Annotated in this window: 16 protein-coding genes; 15 read left to right on the plus strand and 1 reads right to left on the minus strand. The window is 74.6% G+C overall.

Annotated elements, in window-relative coordinates; genetic code table 11:
* Window positions 1-393: 393 nt before the first annotated feature.
* The 15 genes from ACN27B_RS28105 (at window position 394) to ACN27B_RS28175 (ending at window position 15,328) form a co-directional block, all read left to right on the plus strand.
* A complete protein-coding gene (locus tag ACN27B_RS28105; protein ID WP_422742157.1) occupies window positions 394-1,779 on the plus strand; it encodes an anthranilate synthase component I family protein in 1,386 nt (461 codons plus the stop codon).
* Window positions 1,776-2,360 carry an anthranilate synthase component II gene (locus tag ACN27B_RS28110; RefSeq protein ID WP_099160528.1) on the plus strand — a complete coding sequence of 195 codons (585 nt, stop codon included), beginning with the start codon at window positions 1,776-1,778 and terminating at the stop codon, window positions 2,358-2,360. Before ACN27B_RS28105 ends, ACN27B_RS28110 begins: the two co-directional genes overlap by 4 nt.
* Before the next feature lie 16 nt (window positions 2,361-2,376).
* Window positions 2,377-3,087 carry an SDR family NAD(P)-dependent oxidoreductase gene (locus ACN27B_RS28115; RefSeq protein ID WP_422742159.1) on the plus strand — a complete coding sequence of 237 codons (711 nt, stop codon included), beginning with the start codon at window positions 2,377-2,379 and terminating at the stop codon, window positions 3,085-3,087.
* A gap of 29 nt (window positions 3,088-3,116) precedes the next feature.
* Window positions 3,117-4,541, plus strand: a complete 1,425-nt coding sequence (locus ACN27B_RS28120) for a phenylacetate--CoA ligase family protein (protein ID WP_422742162.1) — start codon at window positions 3,117-3,119, stop codon at window positions 4,539-4,541.
* Window positions 4,525-5,172, plus strand: a complete 648-nt coding sequence (locus ACN27B_RS28125) for a prephenate dehydratase (protein ID WP_422742164.1) — start codon at window positions 4,525-4,527, stop codon at window positions 5,170-5,172. Before ACN27B_RS28120 ends, ACN27B_RS28125 begins: the two co-directional genes overlap by 17 nt.
* Window positions 5,173-5,199: 27 nt before the next feature.
* Entirely contained in the window at window positions 5,200-6,489 is a 1,290-nt protein-coding gene (locus ACN27B_RS28130; protein ID WP_253866328.1) for an amidohydrolase family protein, read from the plus strand.
* On the plus strand, window positions 6,489-7,730 hold the full coding sequence (locus tag ACN27B_RS28135; RefSeq protein WP_422742167.1) for an MFS transporter: 1,242 nt from the start codon (window positions 6,489-6,491) through the stop codon (window positions 7,728-7,730). The genes ACN27B_RS28130 and ACN27B_RS28135 overlap by 1 nt, the downstream gene beginning before the upstream one ends.
* A 106-nt stretch (window positions 7,731-7,836) precedes the next feature.
* Window positions 7,837-8,625 carry a B3/4 domain-containing protein gene (locus tag ACN27B_RS28140; RefSeq protein WP_422742170.1) on the plus strand — a complete coding sequence of 263 codons (789 nt, stop codon included), beginning with the start codon at window positions 7,837-7,839 and terminating at the stop codon, window positions 8,623-8,625.
* Complete coding sequence (locus ACN27B_RS28145) at window positions 8,622-9,857, plus strand: ATP-grasp domain-containing protein (RefSeq protein ID WP_422742174.1); 1,236 nt, start codon at window positions 8,622-8,624, stop codon at window positions 9,855-9,857. Before ACN27B_RS28140 ends, ACN27B_RS28145 begins: the two co-directional genes overlap by 4 nt.
* Complete coding sequence (locus tag ACN27B_RS28150) at window positions 9,848-11,071, plus strand: MFS transporter (protein ID WP_091573904.1); 1,224 nt, start codon at window positions 9,848-9,850, stop codon at window positions 11,069-11,071. Before ACN27B_RS28145 ends, ACN27B_RS28150 begins: the two co-directional genes overlap by 10 nt.
* 28 nt (window positions 11,072-11,099) lie before the next feature.
* Window positions 11,100-12,404, plus strand: coding sequence for a TrpB-like pyridoxal phosphate-dependent enzyme (locus ACN27B_RS28155; RefSeq protein WP_099160513.1), 1,305 nt, complete (start codon window positions 11,100-11,102; stop codon window positions 12,402-12,404).
* Window positions 12,405-12,461: 57 nt separating this feature from the next.
* Window positions 12,462-13,166, plus strand: coding sequence for a flavodoxin family protein (locus ACN27B_RS28160; protein ID WP_253866326.1), 705 nt, complete (start codon window positions 12,462-12,464; stop codon window positions 13,164-13,166).
* Window positions 13,156-13,503 (plus strand): cupin domain-containing protein, encoded by a 348-nt coding sequence (locus ACN27B_RS28165; RefSeq protein ID WP_099160508.1) that lies wholly within the window; start codon window positions 13,156-13,158, stop codon window positions 13,501-13,503. The genes ACN27B_RS28160 and ACN27B_RS28165 overlap by 11 nt, the downstream gene beginning before the upstream one ends.
* On the plus strand, window positions 13,500-13,868 hold the full coding sequence (locus ACN27B_RS28170; protein ID WP_422742178.1) for a chorismate mutase: 369 nt from the start codon (window positions 13,500-13,502) through the stop codon (window positions 13,866-13,868). The genes ACN27B_RS28165 and ACN27B_RS28170 overlap by 4 nt, the downstream gene beginning before the upstream one ends.
* Window positions 13,865-15,328 (plus strand): UbiD family decarboxylase, encoded by a 1,464-nt coding sequence (locus ACN27B_RS28175; RefSeq protein ID WP_422742180.1) that lies wholly within the window; start codon window positions 13,865-13,867, stop codon window positions 15,326-15,328. The genes ACN27B_RS28170 and ACN27B_RS28175 overlap by 4 nt, the downstream gene beginning before the upstream one ends.
* Here the strand turns inward: ACN27B_RS28175 and ACN27B_RS28180 are convergent.
* The gene (locus tag ACN27B_RS28180) at window positions 15,273-16,781 is read right to left on the minus strand and encodes a PLP-dependent aminotransferase family protein (RefSeq protein ID WP_422742182.1); all 1,509 of its coding nucleotides are present in this window, start codon (window positions 16,779-16,781) and stop codon (window positions 15,273-15,275) included. The genes ACN27B_RS28175 and ACN27B_RS28180 overlap by 56 nt on opposite strands.
* Between the last annotated feature and the right edge of the window lie 99 nt (window positions 16,782-16,880).

A 16,880-nucleotide genomic window follows, 5' to 3' on the forward strand; every position in this document is an offset into this window, starting at 1 on the left:
CAGATGCCACACCGAGTGGTCCCCTCCCGGTCAGCCGAAGTGGTATGGACAGCGGGATCCGCACTTGGCGAAAGTGTTTCCCGGGCCCGCAACCGTTTCCCCCGCAGGGGGCGGGGGTGGTCGCGCGCCCTTTCCAACGGGGGAAGTCCGATCTGTCACGAACGCCACCCTGCCCGGCAGGCGTTGCGGGGAGCGGGCTGCTCAGAGGGGGGTTCCACAGTGTCCTCATTGTCGACCACGGTGAGCGCACAAACCGCGCATCACCGAACAATGGCGGAGAGACGTACGCCACCACCGGACACCATTCCGATTTCCGTGACCTCTATCACACTGCCGTCCGTCGATCCGTTATCCCTTTACACCGTCTTGACGGAAAAGCACACCCCGGAGGACGTGTACCTCTTCGAAAGCCTCGACGGCCCGGCGCGCGACCGGCAGGCGGCGGCCGTGGGCTGGGGCCGGCTCGCCGAACTGCGGTTCCTGGCCGACCGGTGCGAGCTGACCGCCACCGGCCCGCTCGGCGGCGCGTTGCGCGCCGTGGTCACCGCGGTCCTCGGCCCGCCGGTGCCGCGCGACGCCACGACGTACACCTGGGTCGTGCCCGGCCCGGCGCGGCTGTGGGCCGTGGTCCGCGCCGTGCAGCGGGCGTTCGCGGTCTCCACGTCGGTGCCGACCGACCGCTTCGCCTTCGGTTTCCTCACCACGCTGGCCTACGAGGCGGCCCGCGACATGGACGAACTCTCCCTCGACCGGACGGTCGACGACCTCCCCCGGTGCGCGCTGACGCTGTTCCGGCACACCGTCTGGTGGGACCTGCGCGCCGGCACCGTCGACCAGCTCTCCGCCGCCGGCCCGCACCTGCCGCCGGAGGACACACCGCCGGTGGCGCGACTGCTCGCCGGGCGGCCCGACCGGAACCCGGAGGTGCCGGCCGCGCCGGCGCCGGCCCGGGTCCGCGACAACCTCGACGAGGAGACGTTCGCCCGGCGGGTACGGCGGTGCCTGCGGCACATCGAGGTGGGCGACAGCTACCAGATCCAGATCGGCCACCGCATCGAGGTGGAGACCGACCTCACCCCGGCGCAGGTCTACCGGCGGCTGCGGCACCGCAACCCGTCGCCGTACATGTACCTGGCGCCCTGGGCCGGGCGGACCGTGATCGGGGCCAGCCCGGAGCTGTTCCTGCGCATCGACGGCGACCGGCTGTCGATGCGCCCGATCGCCGGCACCGCCGCGCGCGCGGCCGACCCGGAGACCGACCGTCGCCGGGTCGACGAGCTGCTCGCCAGCGAGAAGGAGCGGGCCGAGCACGTGATGCTCGTCGACCTGTGCCGCAACGACATCGGCCGGGTCTGCGAGCCGGGCACGCTGTCGGTCGACGCGATGCTCGACGTCGAGCCGTTCGCGTACGTGCACCACCTGGTCTCCACCGTCTCCGGCCGGCTCGACGACGGCGCGGACGTGTGGGCGGCGGTCTGCGCCGCGTTCCCGGCCGGCACCATGACCGGTGCGCCGAAGCTACGGGCCATGGAGATCATCGACGGGCTGGAGGACGAACCCCGGGGCATCTACGCCGGCGCGATCGGGCTGGTCGACGTGCGCGGGTTCGCGGTGCTGGCGCTCTGCATCCGCACCGCCGTGCACGACGGGCACCGCTACCACACCCAGGCCTCCGCCGGCGTCGTCGCCGACTCCACGCCGGCCGCCGAGTGGCGGGAGACGCTGGCCAAGATGAGCGCCGCCTACTGGGCGCTGACCGGCGAGGAGCTGCTGCCGTGAAGGTCCTGCTCGTCGACGCGTACGACAGCTTCACCCACATCATCGACCAGTACCTGCGGACGCTCGGCGCGGCGACCGTGGTGGTCCGGTCCCGTTCCCGCACCCACGAGCAGCTCGTCGCGCTGCGCCCGGACGCGGTGGTCCTCGGCCCCGGCCCGGGCCATCCGGCCGACTCCGGGCACGTCGAGCTGGTGCACACGTTCGCCGGCCGGGTGCCGCTGCTCGGCGTCTGCCTCGGCCACCAGGCGATCGGCCTGGCCTACGGCGGCACGGTCGCGGTGGCCCGGCATCTCATGCACGGCAAGACCAGCGAGGTCACGCACGACGGCCGGGGTGTGTTCGCCGGGGCGCCGGCGCCGCTGACCGTCACCCGCTACCACTCGCTGATCGTCGCCGACCCGGCGCCGCCGGCGCTGGAGGTCACCGCGCGCGCCGCCGACGACGGCTACGTGATGGGGGTGCGCCACCGCACCCTGGCCGTCGAGGGGGTGCAGTTCCACCCGGAGAGCGTGATGACCCAGGACGGGCTGCGGCTGTTCGACACCTTCCTGCGCGGCGCGCCGGCGCCGGTCGCGGGCTGAGCGGCGGAGGACCGTGATGACCGACTCCCCGACCCCGCTCGCCGTGGTCACCGGCGGCGCCGGCGGCATCGGCCGGGCCGTCACCGCCGCGCTGACCCGCGCCGGGCACCGGGTGGTCAGCGTCGACCGCGAACCGGCAGCCGACCCGTCGGCCTACGCGACGCTTGTCGCCGACCTGGCCGTGCCGGAGCGGGTGGAGCGGGCCGTCGCCGACGTGCGCGACCGCCACGGCCTGCCCGACGTGCTGGTCAACAACGCCGGCGTCTACCTGGCCCGCGACTTCCTCGACTACGACGCGAAGACGTACGCCGAGGTGCTCGACGTCAACCTCGGCGCGACGTTCTTCGGCACCCTGGCGTACGCGCGGGCGCTGGTCGCCGCCGGCCGCCCCGGCACGGTGGTGAACGTCGCGTCGATCAGCGGCCGGTCCGGCAGCCCGGATGCCGCGTACGGCGCCTCCAAGGGCGCGGTGATCGCGCTGACCCGCAGCCTCGGCCGGGCGCTCGCCGCGCACCGGATCCGGGTCAACGCGGTGGCGCCGGGGCTGGTCGAGACGCCGATGGCCGACCGCGTCCCGGCCGCGCGCCGCGACGACTACCGGGCCCGGATCCCGGTCGGCCGCTTCGGCACGCCGGACGAGATCGCCGCGGCCGTCGCCTGGCTGGCCGACCCGGCCAGCAGCTACGTGACGGCCGCCGTGCTGGACGTCGACGGCGGCCTGCACTGACCCGCGCCACACCCGAAAGGACCCCGACCATGTGGCTCCCGACCACCGGCCCGGCGGCCGGCTTCGCCGCCGACTACCTGACCCTGCACCGCGCCTTCTTCGACCGCACGCTCACCGCCGAGCAGCTCGACTCCTGGCGGCGCCGGCAACTGCGGCGGGTGCTCGACCAGGTCGCCACCGGCTCGCCGTTCTACGCCCGGCACCTGGCCGGCATCGACCTGGCCGCGGTCACGCCGGCCACCCTCGACACGTTGCCGTTCACCACGAAGGCGCACCTGCGCGAGGAGATGCTGGACATGCTCAGCCGGCCGCTGGCCGAGGCCGTCTTCTTCTACGAGACCACCGGCACGACCGGGCCCGCCACCCCGTGCCCCCGCGACGGCCGGGAGGTGGTGGCCAGCAACGCCCACGTCACCGAGTCCTGGGCGTCGATCTTCCGGCACCACTTCGGCGACCACGCGCCCCGGGTGGGGCTGATGGGCCCGACCGAGGTGCACTCGTTCGGCGACACGCTCGGCGACGTCGCCCGCAACGTCGGCGCGATGAACGCCAAGATCTGGCCGTACTCGCCGGTGATCGGCTTCGCCAAGGCGCTGCAACTGATGAAGGACCTGGCCCTGGAGGTGATCTGCTGCACGCCCGGGGTGGCGCTGACGCTGGCCAAGGCCGCCGAGCACCACGGCTACCGACTGCGCGAGGACTTCGGGGTCAAGCTGCTGTTCGTCACTGGGGAGATGTGCACGCCGGCGCTGGCACACAACCTGGAGTCGGTCTGGGGCGCGGACGTCTACAACATCCTCTACGGGTCGCAGGAGGCGTTCGTCATCGCCACCGCCTGCCGCAACAAGCGGATGCACCTGTCCCAGACCAACTACCTGATCGAGGTGGTCGACCCGGAGACCGGCGCGTCGCACGGCCCGCGCGGCAGCGGCGAGCTGACCGTCACCATGCTCGTCGACGGGGTGAAGCCGCTGATCCGCTACCGCACCGGCGACGCGGTGGTGGTCGGCGCGTCGGACTGCGACTGCGAGCTGCCCGGCGACCTGGTGCAGATCGTCGGCCGGACGCTGGACCGGATCGAGCTGGGTGGCCGGCGGCGCACCGCCGGCCAGATCGAGAGCGCGGTGCTGACCGGCGTCACCGGTTCGGCCGGCTACCAGGTGGTGATCGACCACGACCCGGCCACCGGCGGCGATCGGCTGACGATCCGGCTGGAACTGCTCAAGGACCTGGTCGACGATCCGGCCCGGGTGGCGGCCGGGGTGCGGGAGCGCGCCGCCGACGCGCTCGGCGTGCCGGTCGAGGTGGAGCTGAGCGACGGGTTGGACCCGATCGTCAGCACCGGCGCGTTCGTGAGCTGGAAGGCGGCCCGGATCGTGGACCGGCGGGTCGCCGACGACCACGAGACCCGGGTGGCGCAGCGGATGGCGGGCAGGCGTGGCTACGACACCTGACACCGCCGCCGCCGAGCCGGTCCCCGCGTTGCCCGGGCCGCTCGCCGGGGCGTACGGGCGGCGGTGGCGGACGGTGGTGGACCGCTGGGCGCGCCACCCCGGCACGGCGGTGGCGACGCTCGGTCCGCCCGGCACGTCCAGCCACCTGACCGCCGCGTTCCTCGCCGAGCGGCACGCGCTGCGGATCGAGCTGTGCGACACGTTCGACGCGGTGCTCGGCGCGCTGGTGGACCGCCGGGTCGACCAGGCGCTGGTACCCAGCGCCTACCAGGGCGCGACCCGCTTCCACTGGCACCGGGACCTGCGGCTGGACGCGTACTTCGCGCAGGCCACCCCGGAGTACGGCATCGCCGCCCGCGCGGACGGCACGCCCGACGGCGCCGGCGAGGTGACGGTGGCCGCGCTCTGGGAGGTCCGGCGGATCTTCGGCGACCTGGCGCCGCCCGCGCTGGCGGACCGCCCGGTGCGGTGGGTCGACGCGGACTCCACCCAGCATGCCGCCGAACTGCTCGCCGCCGGCGACGCCGACCTCGCCGTGACCAACGCCCCGGGGGTACGCCGGCACGCGCTGCGCTGGGTGGTCCGCCGCCCCGGCGCGGAGATCGTCTGGCTGCTCTTCGGCCACCGCTGAACCCCTTCGAGAATCGGAGTGACCACCGTGTCCCGACGAACGTTGCTGCACCGCGCCACCGTCCAGGAGGGACTGGGCGTGGCGTCCCGCCCGCACCACAGCGTGCTGCTCGACGGCGAGCGGATCGTCGCGGTGCTGCCCGAGGCGCAGGCGCCGCTGCACGACCCGGATGTGGACGTGCTCGACCTGGACGGCCGGACGGTGATGCCGGGCATGACGCTCGGCCACACCCACATCGCCTACCTGAACGTGCTCGACGGCCGGGAGACGCTGTTCAAGTACACCGTCCCGGAGGTGACGCTCGGCGCGGCGGCGAATGCGGCGGCGATGCTCCGGCTGGGCTACACCGCGTTCGTCGGCGCCGGCTCGGTGGCCGGCATCGACATGGCGCTGCGCCGGGCGATCGAGTCCGGCCGGCTGCCCGGCCCGCGGATCACCCCGTGCAGCCGGGACCTGATGGTGTCCGGCCCGCCGGAGCGGCGGAACCCGGCGGTCAAGCAGCGGATCCCGACCGACCTGATGCGACTGGCCGACACCCCGGAGGAGCTGGTCGACTACGTCAACGCCGAGGTCGACCAGGGCGCGGAGATCATCAAGGTGTTCTCCACCGGGGACGACACGTTCCCCAACGGGCGCTCGCACGAGCTGCTGTTCACCGCCGAGGAGCTGGTGGTCGCGGCCCGCGCGGCGCACGAGCGCGGGGTGCGGATCCGGGCGCACTCGCGCGGGCTGGGCGGCATCCGCAACGCCATCGCCGCCGGGGTGGACGTCATCGACCACGCCACGTACGCCGACGACGCGGCGCTGGAGGCGATCGCCGAGCGCGGCATCTTCGTGGTGCCGAGCCTGCACCAGCCGCACCGGCTGCTCACCACCGGCACCGCGCACGGCAAGACGCCGGAGTACCTGGAGACGCTGGAGTTCGAGGCCGAGGTGGAGAACACGCTGCGGATCCTGCCGCTGATGGTCCAGATGGGCATCCCGATCGTGGCCGGCGACGACTTCGGCTTCGCCTGGACGCCGCACGGCCGCTACGCCGAGGAACTGGAGACCTACGTGAGCATGGCCGGCATCCCGGCGCCCACGGTGCTGACCTGGGCCACCGCCAACGGCGCGCGGCTGGCCGGGCGGGGCGACGAGGCCGGCACGGTGCAGCCGGGCCGGCTGGCCGACCTGGTGGTCACCGACGGCGACCCGGCGCAGGACATCACCGTGCTGGGCCGGCCGGAGGCGATCGAACTGGTGCTGCTGGGCGGTGCGGTGGTCGCCGGGGACGCCGCCGCGTACCGGGACCGGCAGCCGGCGGGGGTGGCCTGATGCGGCGGGTCGTCCCGGTGGTCCCGCTGCTGGCGGTCGGCGCGTTCGCCATCGGCACGGACACGTTCGTGGTCGCCGGGGTGCTGCCCGAGGTGGCCCGGGACCTCGACGTCAGCGTCGCCTCGGCAGGCTGGGTGAGCACCGTGTTCGCGCTGGCGTACGCGGTCGCCGCGCCGGTGCTCGGCGCGGTCACCGGCCGCTGGGAGCGCCGTACCGTGCTGCTGCTCTCGCTGGCCGGGTTCACAGTGGGCAACGTCGCGTCGGCGCTCGCCCCCGACCTGCCGCTGCTGCTCGGCGCGCGGGTGCTGACCGCGGTGAGCGCGGCGCTGTACGTGCCCGCCGCGTCCGCCTCGGCCGCCGCGCTGGCCGCGCCGGAGCGGCGTGGCCGGGCCATGGCGGTGGTGCTCGGCGGTCTGTCCGCGGCCACCGTGGCGGGCGTGCCGTTCGGCACCTGGCTCGCCGCCGACCTGCGCTGGCAGGCCACGTTCTGGCTGCTCGCCGCGCTCGGCGCCGGCTGCGCGGCGGCGGTGTCGGTCGGGCTGCCGGCGATGCGGCTGCCGGCCGGCCCCGGGCTGGCCGCCCGGCTCGCGCCGTTGCGCCAGGGCCGGGTCGGCGCGGCGGTGCTCACCACCGCGCTGTTCATGACCGGGGGCTACCTGGCGCTGACCTACGTCGGGGCGTTGCTCGCCCCGGCCACCGACGGCGACGGGACACTGCTGGCGGTGCTGCTGCTGGTCTTCGGCGTGCCGGGGGTCGTCGGCACGGTGCTCGGCGGGCGGGCCACCGACCGGTGGGGCGCCCGGCCGGTCCTGCTGGCCTCGGTGGCCGGGCTGGCGCTGGTGCTGGCCACGCTGCCGCTGACCCGGCAGGCGCTGCTGCCGGCCACGCTGGCCATGGCGGCGTGGGGGCTCACCGCGATGGCGACCCAGCCGGCCCAGCAGCACCGGCTCTTCACGGTCGCGCCGGGCTCCGGGCCGCTGCTGCTGTCGCTCAACTCGTCGGCCACGTTCCTCGGCATCGCGCTGGGCGGCTTCCTCGGCAACCGGGTGCTGCGGCACGGCGGCGAGCACGCCGTCGACCTGCTCGGTCCGGTCGGCGCGGCGCTGTGCGTGCTGGCGCTGGGCGCCGCGCTGCTCGGCGCGCGTCCGGGCCGCGCCGGGGACGACCGGGAACCGCCCGTTCAGGTCGGAACCGGGCGTGAGCCGGGCCGGCCCGCGCCGAGGGCCGCCGTGCGCCGGTGAGCGCCCCGATTGGCCTCACCGGATCCGCCGGGATTGGCCACAACCGGTGGCAGTTCCGCTCCGTACGGTCGGGGCGACCGTGTGAACCGAACCGACGAGGATGACGATGACCCAGCTCGACGACGGCGCCGACCGGTTGGCCGTCCGCATCGACGACCGGGTGCTGAGCAGCGTGCCGGACTACGTCCTCGGCCTGATCGCCGTGCCGGCGGTCGAGGTCGGGCCGGCCTCCCCGGCCGTGGCGGCGCTGCTGGCCGCCGCCGAGGACGCGCTGCACCGGGCCGACCTGGACAAGGCCGGGGTGGCGGAGCTGCCGGGCGTCGCCGCGTGGCGGGCCGCGTACCGGGCGGTGGGGGTGAACCCGAACCGGTTCCCGTGCGCCGCCGAGTCGATCGCCCGCCGGGTGGCCCGGGGCGACCGGCTGCCCCGGATCAACGCGCTCGTCGACCTCTGCAACGCGGTCTCGCTGGACACCGCGCTGCCGGTGGCCTCGTGCGCGGTCGACGGCATCGCCGAGCTGGTCGTCCGGCCGGCCGACGGCGCCGAGACCTACCTGCCGCTGGGCGCGCCGGACGCGCCGGAGCGACCCGAGCCGGGTGAGATCGTCTACGCCGACGGGGACGGGCGAGCGCACTCCCGGCGCTGGAACTGGCGCCAGGGCCACCTGGTCCGCACCGACCTAGGCCGCCGCCGGCTGCTGCTCACCGTCGAGGCGGCCCACCCGGGCGGCCGGGCGGAGGTGGAGGCGGCGCTGGCCCGCCTCGACGACGCGCTCGGCGAGCTGACCGGCTCGCCCCGGCCCCGGGCGGTGCTGGACCGGGACGGCCGGGACGCGGTGTTCGCCCTCGACGCCCCGCTCAGCCCGGCCGGCGGCACCACGGGGAGCCGGTCGTGAACCGGGCGGTCCTGGTCGTCTACCGGCCCGCCGCCGGGCGCTACCTCGCCCAGTTCCGCGCCGTGGTCGCCGCCGCCGCCGACCTGGGCGTGGACACGCTGGTGCTGCTGCCGGCCGACCAGCCGGCCCCGGAGGCCGCCGGCCTGCCCTGTCACCGGGCCGACCTGGACGACCCGGAGGCCGTCCGCGCGGCGGTCGCGGGGATCGTGGCCGCGCGTCCGGTCGAGCGGATCTTCCCGCTGTTCGAGGGCGACGTGCTCACCGCGGCGCGGTGCCGGCGCGACCACGGCATCCCGGGCCTGGACCCGGAGCAGGCGCTGACGTTCCGGGACAAGAACGTGATGCACCGCCGCGCCACCGAGCTGGGCGTGCCGGTGGCCCGGTCCTGCCGGCCCGACACCGTCGGGGCGGTCGCCGAGTTCGCCGCCGAGGTGGGCTGGCCCGTGGTGGTCAAGCCGTACGCGGGCTGGGCCTGCGGCGACACCCACCGGGTCGACTCGGCCGACGACCTGGCCCGGGTCTGGCCGCTGGTCGCCGACGCGCGGCACGACTACCGGGTGGAGGAGTACGTGCGCGGCGCGGAGTTCCACGTCGACTCGCTGCTGCGCGACGGCGAGGTGGTCTTCGAGCAGCTGTCCCGCTACACCTACTCGGTGCTGGAGTTCCGCGACGAGCCGGGCGGCACCGTCTCCCGCAAGCACGACCTCGCCCCGGCCGAGCGGCGCATCCTGGCCGCCAACGCGGAGATCCTGCGCGGCTTCGGCATGCGTACCGGGGTCGCGCACGTCGAGTTCTTCCTCCGCGACGACGACGAGGTGGTCTTCGGCGAGGCGGCCGCCCGGGCCGGCGGTGGCTCGATCGTCCCGGCGATCGAGGCCGGGCGCGGCATCAACCTGGCCGGCGAGTGGTGCCGGCTGGAACTGGACCCGACGCACGTGCCGGCCACCGTGCTGGGCCCGGAGACCGGCACGGAATATCTCTGCTCCGATCGGTACGGCCGGATCACCGCGATCACCACCGCCGAGGAGCTGCGGGCGCTGGACTCGGTGCTCGACGCGGACGTGTGGAAGAGCGTCGGCGACGTGCTCGCCCCGCCCACCGCCTCCAACGACGTCCTGGGCTGGTACGTCTGCGAGGGCCGGGACTTCGACGACGTGCGGGCCCGGTTCAAGACCATCCGGGACGCGTTCGAGGTACGCACCGAGCCGGCCGGGGAGTCGTCATGTGGCTGAGCCGGTTCCGCGCCCTGCCGCGCCCGCTGCGGATGCTGGTGCTGGCGTCGTTCATCAACCGCGCCGGCATGTTCGTCTTCCCGCTGCTCGCGGTCTACCTGGTGCGCAGCCGGGAGCTGAGCACCGGCGAGGCCGGGGTGCTGATCTCGGTGGGCAGCACCGGCCTGCTCGCCGGAAGCCTGCTCAGCGGCCCGGTCTGCGCCCGCGCCGGCCGGCGCGCCGCGCTGGTGTCCAGTCTGCTGCTCAACGCGGTCGGCTACCTCGGCCTGGCGGTGCTGGACGGTCCGCCCTGGACGTACGCGGCGCTGCTGTTCGTGGCGCTGGTCGGGATGGGCATGTTCGCGCCGGCGGCCAACACGCTGATCGCCGACCTCGCCGAGCCGGAGCAGCGGCCGTTCGCCTACACCGTCAGCTACATCGCCAACAACCTCGGCATGGGCGTCGGGCCGCTGCTGGGCGGTCTGGCCGCGGCCTACTCGTACGGGCTGATGTTCGCCGGCAACATCGCGCTCGGGCTGCTCGCCGCGCTCACCATCCGGCTGTTCGTGCCGGCCGACACCGGTCGGGACGCGGCGACGGTGCCCGCGCCGACCGGCGCGCGGCGGGCCGAGCTGCGGCGGGACCTGGACGTGGCGGTGCTGGTGGTGGTGTCGTTCTGCTATGTCGCGCCGCTGATCGGCCTGGAGTACACGCTGCCGCTCGCGGTCACCGAGGTGCTGGCGTCGTCGGTGGCGGTGGTCGGCGCGGTCTACACCGTCAACAGCGTGGTCGTGGTGGGCGCCGGCCTGCTGATCGAGAAGCGGATCAAGGCGTACCCGACGCGGACGCTGCTGATCGTCGCCGGCCTGCTGTGGTCGGCGGGGATGGCGGTGCTGGTGTTCGCGTTCTCGCTGCCGGCCGTGCTGCTGTCCACCGTGGTCTGGACGCTCGGCGAGATCATCGCGTCGGTGGTGGTGCCCACCTACATCGCCGACCACGTGGAGCCGCGCCGCGTCAGCGGGTTCATGGCGCTCAACGGCTTCGTGCTCAGCTCCGCCCGGCTCGTGGTGCCGATGGGGCTGGGCTTCGTCTGGCAGGCCGGCGGGCACCGCCCGGTCCTGCTCCTGCTCCTGCTGACCCCGGTGGTCGGCGTGGTCGCGTTCGCAGTGCTGCGGGTGCGACCCCAGGCCCGGCCCGTGCCGGAACCCGCCGCGCCGGCCACCGCCCGTCCGTGATCCACCCGACCCCTCACCGGAAGAGGCCATGACCACGACGAAGTTCGTCCTCCCCGAGAGCGACATCCCCACGACCTGGTACAACGTGGTCCCCGACCTGCCCAAGGGACTGCCCCCGATGCTGCATCCCGGCACCCGGGAGCCGATCACCCCGGCCGACCTGGCGCCGCTGTTCGCCTCCGAGCTGATCGCCCAGGAGTTCGCCACCGACCGGGACGTGGACATCCCCGGCCCGGTGCTCGACATCTACCGGCAGTGGCGGCCCAGCCCGCTGATCCGCGCCCGCCGACTGGAGCGCGACCTGGACACCCCGGCCCGGATCTACTTCAAGTACGAGGGGGTCAGCCCGGCCGGCAGCCACAAGCCGAACACCGCCGTGCCGCAGGCCTACTACAGCAAGCTCGACGGCGTGCGGCGGCTGACCACGGAGACCGGCGCGGGCCAGTGGGGCAGCTCGCTGTCGATGGCGTGCGCCTACTTCGACCTCGAGTGCGACGTCTTCATGGTCCGGGTCAGCTATGACCAGAAGCCCTACCGGCGGGGCCTGATGGAGACGTTCGGCGCCACGGTCACCGCCAGCCCGAGCGACCGCACCGAGGCCGGCCGGGCGGTGCTCGCCGCCGACCCGGACGCCACCGGCAGCCTCGGCCTGGCCATCTCCGAGGCGGTGGAAGCGGCGATGGGCAGCGGCGGCTCGGCCCGCTACGCGCTCGGCTCGGTGCTCAACCTGGTGCTGATGCACCAGACGATCATCGGCCAGGAGGCGTTGCTCCAGCTCGAACTGGCCGACGACTACCCGGACGTGGTGGTCGGGGCGGCCGGCGGCGGCTCCAACTTCGCCGGGCTGGCGCTGCCGTTCCTGCGCCGGCAGTTCGAGGGCGGCCGGACGGTCCGCTTCCTGGCCGCCGAGCCGTCCTCCTGCCCGTCGTTGACCGAGGGCAGCTACGACTACGACTTCGGCGACACCGCCGGGCTCACCCCGCTGGCCAAGATGCACACGCTGGGCCACGACTTCCGCCCGCCGGCCATCCACGCGGGTGGGCTGCGCTACCACGGCATGGCGCCGATCGTGAGCGCGCTGCGCGAGGTGGACCTGATCGAGGCGCGGGCGGTGCCGCAGACCGCCTGCTTCGAGGCGGGCGTGCGGTTCGCCCGCAGCGAGGGGATCGTGCCGGCGCCGGAGTCCAGCCACGCCGTCCGGGTGGCGATCGACGAGGCGCTGCGTTGCCGGGAGACCGGCGAGGAGAAGGCGATCCTGTTCTCGCTGTCCGGTCACGGCCACTTCGACATGCAGGCCTACATCGACTACTTCGCCGGAAAGCTGACGGACTGAACCCGGCCGGGACGCGGCGCGGTGCGGCGCCGCGTCCCGGTCGACGAGCCCTCGGGGGTGCGATTGCCCAGCGAAGCAGCCACCATCCTGGCCATCAACGGATCCGAACGGGCCGGCGGCAACACCGACCTCGCGGTCGCGCACGCCGGGCGTCTGATCGCCGAGCGCGGCGCGGTCCTGCGCACCGTGCGGCTGCGCGAGCACCGGATCTCGCCGTGCAGCCCGTGCGGCGACTGCAACAGCCGTACGCTGCCCTGCCAGCTGGACGACGACGTCCCGGCGCTGGTGGAGCAGATGGTCAGCGCCGACGGGCTGATCTACGCCGCGCCGGTGCACGGGTTCGGCCTGGCCCACCTGATGCAGATCTTCATCGAGCGGGCCGGCGTCGGCTACCTGCGTTTCACCCGCCCGCTGGCGGACAAGGTGGGCGGCATCATCGTCACCGGACGCCGCTACAGCGACTCGTCCGTGCACAACCAGATCGTCAACAACCTGCTGCTCAACCGCATGATCCTGGTGGGCAGCGGCTTCCCCGTCCTGCTGCGCAACACCACCGGCACGCCCGGGCTGACCGATCCCGAGGGCGTCGACGCGCTGGAGCGGATGGTGCACCGGATGGTCGACATGGTGCAGCTGCTCCAGCAGCACCGGCGGTCCACCGGCGGCCCGGTCCTGCCCCGGCGGGACCGCAACGAACGCGTGCCGCGGCAGCGCCGCGCCGAATCCGTCCCGAACAGAGGAGACACCGAGAATGTCCACTGAGCAGGCGACCGTGCCGGTCGGCATCGACTTCCCGGCGACCGAGTGGGAGAGGTGGGACAAGCCCGGCGCGGAAGGGCGCGTCAAGATCGCGTACGTCGGGGGGCAGCGGCTGCGGCTGCTGGAGCTGCCGGCCGGTTTCGACGAGCACCACTGGTGCCTGCGCGGCCACACCGGCTACGTGCTGCGGGGCGAGTTCACCATCCACTTCCGGGACCGCTCGGTGCCGTGCCGCCCCGGCATGGGCTTCGTCATCCCCGACGACGAGGAGCACCGCTCGCAGGGCAGCGACGACGAGCCGACCGTCGTGTTCGTGATCGACCGGGTCCCGCAGCCGTGACCGACCCGTACGACGCGGGGGCGTCGGCCGGCCGGCCGCCGGTCGACGCCGTCGACGGTCCCGCCCGGATCGCCGAGCTGCGGGCCGCCGTGGACCGGCTCGACCAGCGGATCGTCGAGCTGCTGGCGGTCCGTACCCGGGTGGTCCGGGAGTTGACCGTGCACAAGTCGGACGAGGCCGCGGTCCGGTCGCCGGACCGGGTCCGGCAGGTCCTGGACCGGGTCCGGGAGCTGGCCGACCGGCACGCAATGCCGCCGGAGGTCGCGGTGGCCACCTATCGTGCGCTGATCGAGGAGCTGACCCGGATGCAACTGGAGATGCTGGCGGCCCGGCGGGCCGCCCCGGCCCCGACGGACCGGCGATGACCGGGCTGCGCGCGCCGGTGGACCTGCGGCACGCGCTGGCCACGCTCGACCCGCTCCCCGGCGAGCTGGTGCGGGTGGCCGAGGAGCTGCCCGCCCGCTACGGCGTCTCGGCGCACTACGCCCGCTGGGCCGGCGCGCCCGCCGCCCCGCCCACCGGCCCCGGCCCGGCCGTGCTCTTCGACCGGGTACGCCCCGACCACGGCCCCACCCGGGCCGTGCTGATGGGGCTCTACGGCACCCGCCGGCGGGCCGCCGGCCTGCTCGGCGTCACCCCGACCGAGCTGCCGCACCGGCTGCTCGACGCGGTGGCCGCACCCCGCCCGCCGGTGCCCGCGCCCGACCCGGCGCGGTGGCCCCGCCGACGCCTGCCGACGGACCTCACCGCGCTGCCGGTGCCGGTGCTCACCGACGAGGACGCCGGTCCCTACCTGACGCTCGGCGCGGTGCTCGCCACCGACCCGGACACCGACGTCCGCAACCTGTCCGTGCACCGGATGTGCGTGCAGGGCCCGGACACGCTGACCATCTGGATGGTCCCGGGTCGGGATCTCGAACTGGCCCACCGGGCAGCCCTGCGCCGGGGTGTCCCGCTGCCGGTGGCGATCCACCTCGGACTGGGCCCGGCGGTGCTGCTCTCCTCCTGCTGCCCGACCTCGCTGGTGCCGCCGGAGGTCGACGAGCTGGCGGTCGCCGGGGCGCTGGGCGGCCGGTCGGTCGAGCTGCTGCCGTGCGCCACGGTGGACGCCGAGTTCGTCGCGCACGCCGAGTACGTGATCGAGGGCGAGCTGCTGGCCGAGCACGCGCCGGAGAGCCGGCACGGCGGCGTCGCCACCCCGGAGTTCCTCGGCTACCAGGGCCGGGCGCACCCGTCGTTGCCGCTGATCCGGGTCACCGCGATCACCGCCCGGGAGAGTCCGATCCTGCAGGCCGTCTCCGGCCCCGGCCACGAGCAGTCGGTGCTGCTCGGCTTCGGGATGGAGGCCGCGGTGCTGGACCTGCTGCGCCGCCGGGGCACGCCGGCGCTGGCCGCGCACTGCCACACCGCCGGCGGTGGTCAGCTCATGGTGGTGCTCCAGTGGCCGGCCAAGCGTGACCCGGCCGACGACGCGGCGGTCCGGGCCGCCGGGGAGGCGGTGCTGGACGCGTTCCGGATGGCCAAGCTGGTGCTCTGCGTCGACGAGGACGTCGACGTCGAGTCCGACCAGGACCTGTGGTGGGCGATGGTGACCCGCTTCCAGGCCGACCAGGACCTGCGGGTGCTGCCGGACCGGGAGGGCTTTCCGCTGGATCCGAGCCAGCACACCGGCTACTCCCGCTCGCTGTCGGCCGACGGGCGGACCGCGAAGGCGGTCTTCGACTGCACCGTGCCGTACGCCCAGCGCGACCGGTTCCGCCGGCCCCGGTTCACCGAGCCGTCGCGTCCCGCACCGCGGCGGCCAGCAGCGCCACTCCCTCGGTGATCCGGGCGGTGGGCAGCGCCGCGTACCCGATCAGGAACGTCGGCTCGGCCGGCGGGTGGCTGACGAAGTAGCCGGAGGCCGGATAGACCCGTACGCCGCGCGCCGCGGCGGCGCGCACGATCGCCGTCTCGTCGGCGCCGGGCGCGCCGCCGAGCGTGACCAGCACGTGCAGCCCGGCGGCCGCGCCGGAGACGCGGACGCCGGCGCCGAAGTGTTCGTAGAGCGCCTCCAGCAGCCGGGCCCGGCGCTGCCGGTAGAGCCGGTCCATCCGGCCGATGTGCCGGGCGTAAGCGCCGGAGCCGACGAACTCGGCCAGTGCCTCCTGGGTGAGCGTCGGGGTCAGCCGGTCGGTGATCCACTTGATGCCGAGGAACGGCCGGACCAGGTGCGGCGGCAGGACCGCGTAGCCGATGCGCAGTGAGGGGAACAGCGTCTTGCTGAAGCTGCCGACGTAGGCCACGTCGGCGCCCTGCGGATCGGCGGCCAGCGACGGCAGCCGCTCGGCGGCGAAGCTGAACTCGTTGTGGTAGTCGTCCTCCAGCACCGTGACGCCGTGCTCGCGGGCCCAGCGCAGCAGCGCCCGCCGACGCCGCTCCGACATGACGAACCCGGTCGGGAACTGGTGCGACGGGGTGACGTAGACCAGGCGTACCCGGGCCGGGTCGAGGCCGTGGCCGCGGACCCGGTCGGCGATCTCGTCGACCCGCAGCCCCTCGGCGTCGACCGGGACCGGCACCACGGCCGCCCGGGAGTAGCCGAAGATCTGCCGCAGCACGGTGTGGCTCGGGTCCTCGATCACCACCACGTCGTCGGGGCCGACGAGCTGCCGGACCAGGATGTCCATGGCCTGGGTGGCGCCGCTGGTCACGATCGTGTGCTCGCGGGAGACGTCCAGCGCCCGACTGCGCCGCAGCAACGCGGTGATCTGGTCGCGCAACGCCGGCGAGCCCTCGGCCGGGCCGTAGCCCAGGGCCACCGCGTCGGCCCGGCTCACCGCCTCGGCGAGCGACTGCCGCCACCGGGCCACCGGGAAGCTGGCCAGCGCCGGCGTGCCGTGCCGGAAGTCGTACGCGCCGTCGGGCCGGTGCATGGGCGCCGGCTCCCACGGCCGCCACAGCGGGCTGCCCGCGTCGGTGGGCAGCGGCGGCTCCGGCCGCAGCGGCGCCCGGGCCGGCGGGTCGCGGTGCGGCAGGTCGGGCACCGCGCCGCTGACCCGGGTGCCGGAGCCGCGGCGGGAGGTGAGCACCCCGTTGGCCCGCAGCAGCTCGTACGCGCGGGTCACCACGGTGCGGGAGACACCGAGCTGGTGGGCCAGCTCCCGGCTGGGCGGCACCGGGTCACCGGCGCGCAGTCGGCCGCTGCGCACGGATCCGCTGATCTGGTCGCAGAGCTGCTGCTGCAACGGCACCGAGCTGTCCCGGTCCAGCACGACAAGCAGCTGCGACCCACCCACCCGACCCGCTCCCCCGCCCGTGATCCCCCGCCCCGATCCTAGTGCGCCCATCCCCCTCCACCGGTCGATCATGAAGTTGGCGGCATGATCCGAGAGACT

Origin of the sequence: Micromonospora sp. WMMD754, assembly GCF_049315235.1 — a bacterium.
GTDB lineage: Bacteria > Actinomycetota > Actinomycetes > Mycobacteriales > Micromonosporaceae > Micromonospora > Micromonospora sediminicola.

Coding starts and splice junctions, on each gene's coding strand:
- ACN27B_RS28115 (WP_422742159.1), top strand. CDS start 2,377: ATGACCGACTCCCCGACCCCGCTCGCCGTGGTCACCGGCGGCGCCGGC.
- ACN27B_RS28120 (WP_422742162.1), top strand. CDS start 3,117: ATGTGGCTCCCGACCACCGGCCCGGCGGCCGGCTTCGCCGCCGACTAC.
- ACN27B_RS28175 (WP_422742180.1), top strand. CDS start 13,865: ATGACCGGGCTGCGCGCGCCGGTGGACCTGCGGCACGCGCTGGCCACG.
- ACN27B_RS28165 (WP_099160508.1), top strand. CDS start 13,156: ATGTCCACTGAGCAGGCGACCGTGCCGGTCGGCATCGACTTCCCGGCG.
- ACN27B_RS28135 (WP_422742167.1), top strand. CDS start 6,489: ATGCGGCGGGTCGTCCCGGTGGTCCCGCTGCTGGCGGTCGGCGCGTTC.
- ACN27B_RS28140 (WP_422742170.1), top strand. CDS start 7,837: ATGACCCAGCTCGACGACGGCGCCGACCGGTTGGCCGTCCGCATCGAC.
- ACN27B_RS28155 (WP_099160513.1), top strand. CDS start 11,100: ATGACCACGACGAAGTTCGTCCTCCCCGAGAGCGACATCCCCACGACC.
- ACN27B_RS28150 (WP_091573904.1), top strand. CDS start 9,848: ATGTGGCTGAGCCGGTTCCGCGCCCTGCCGCGCCCGCTGCGGATGCTG.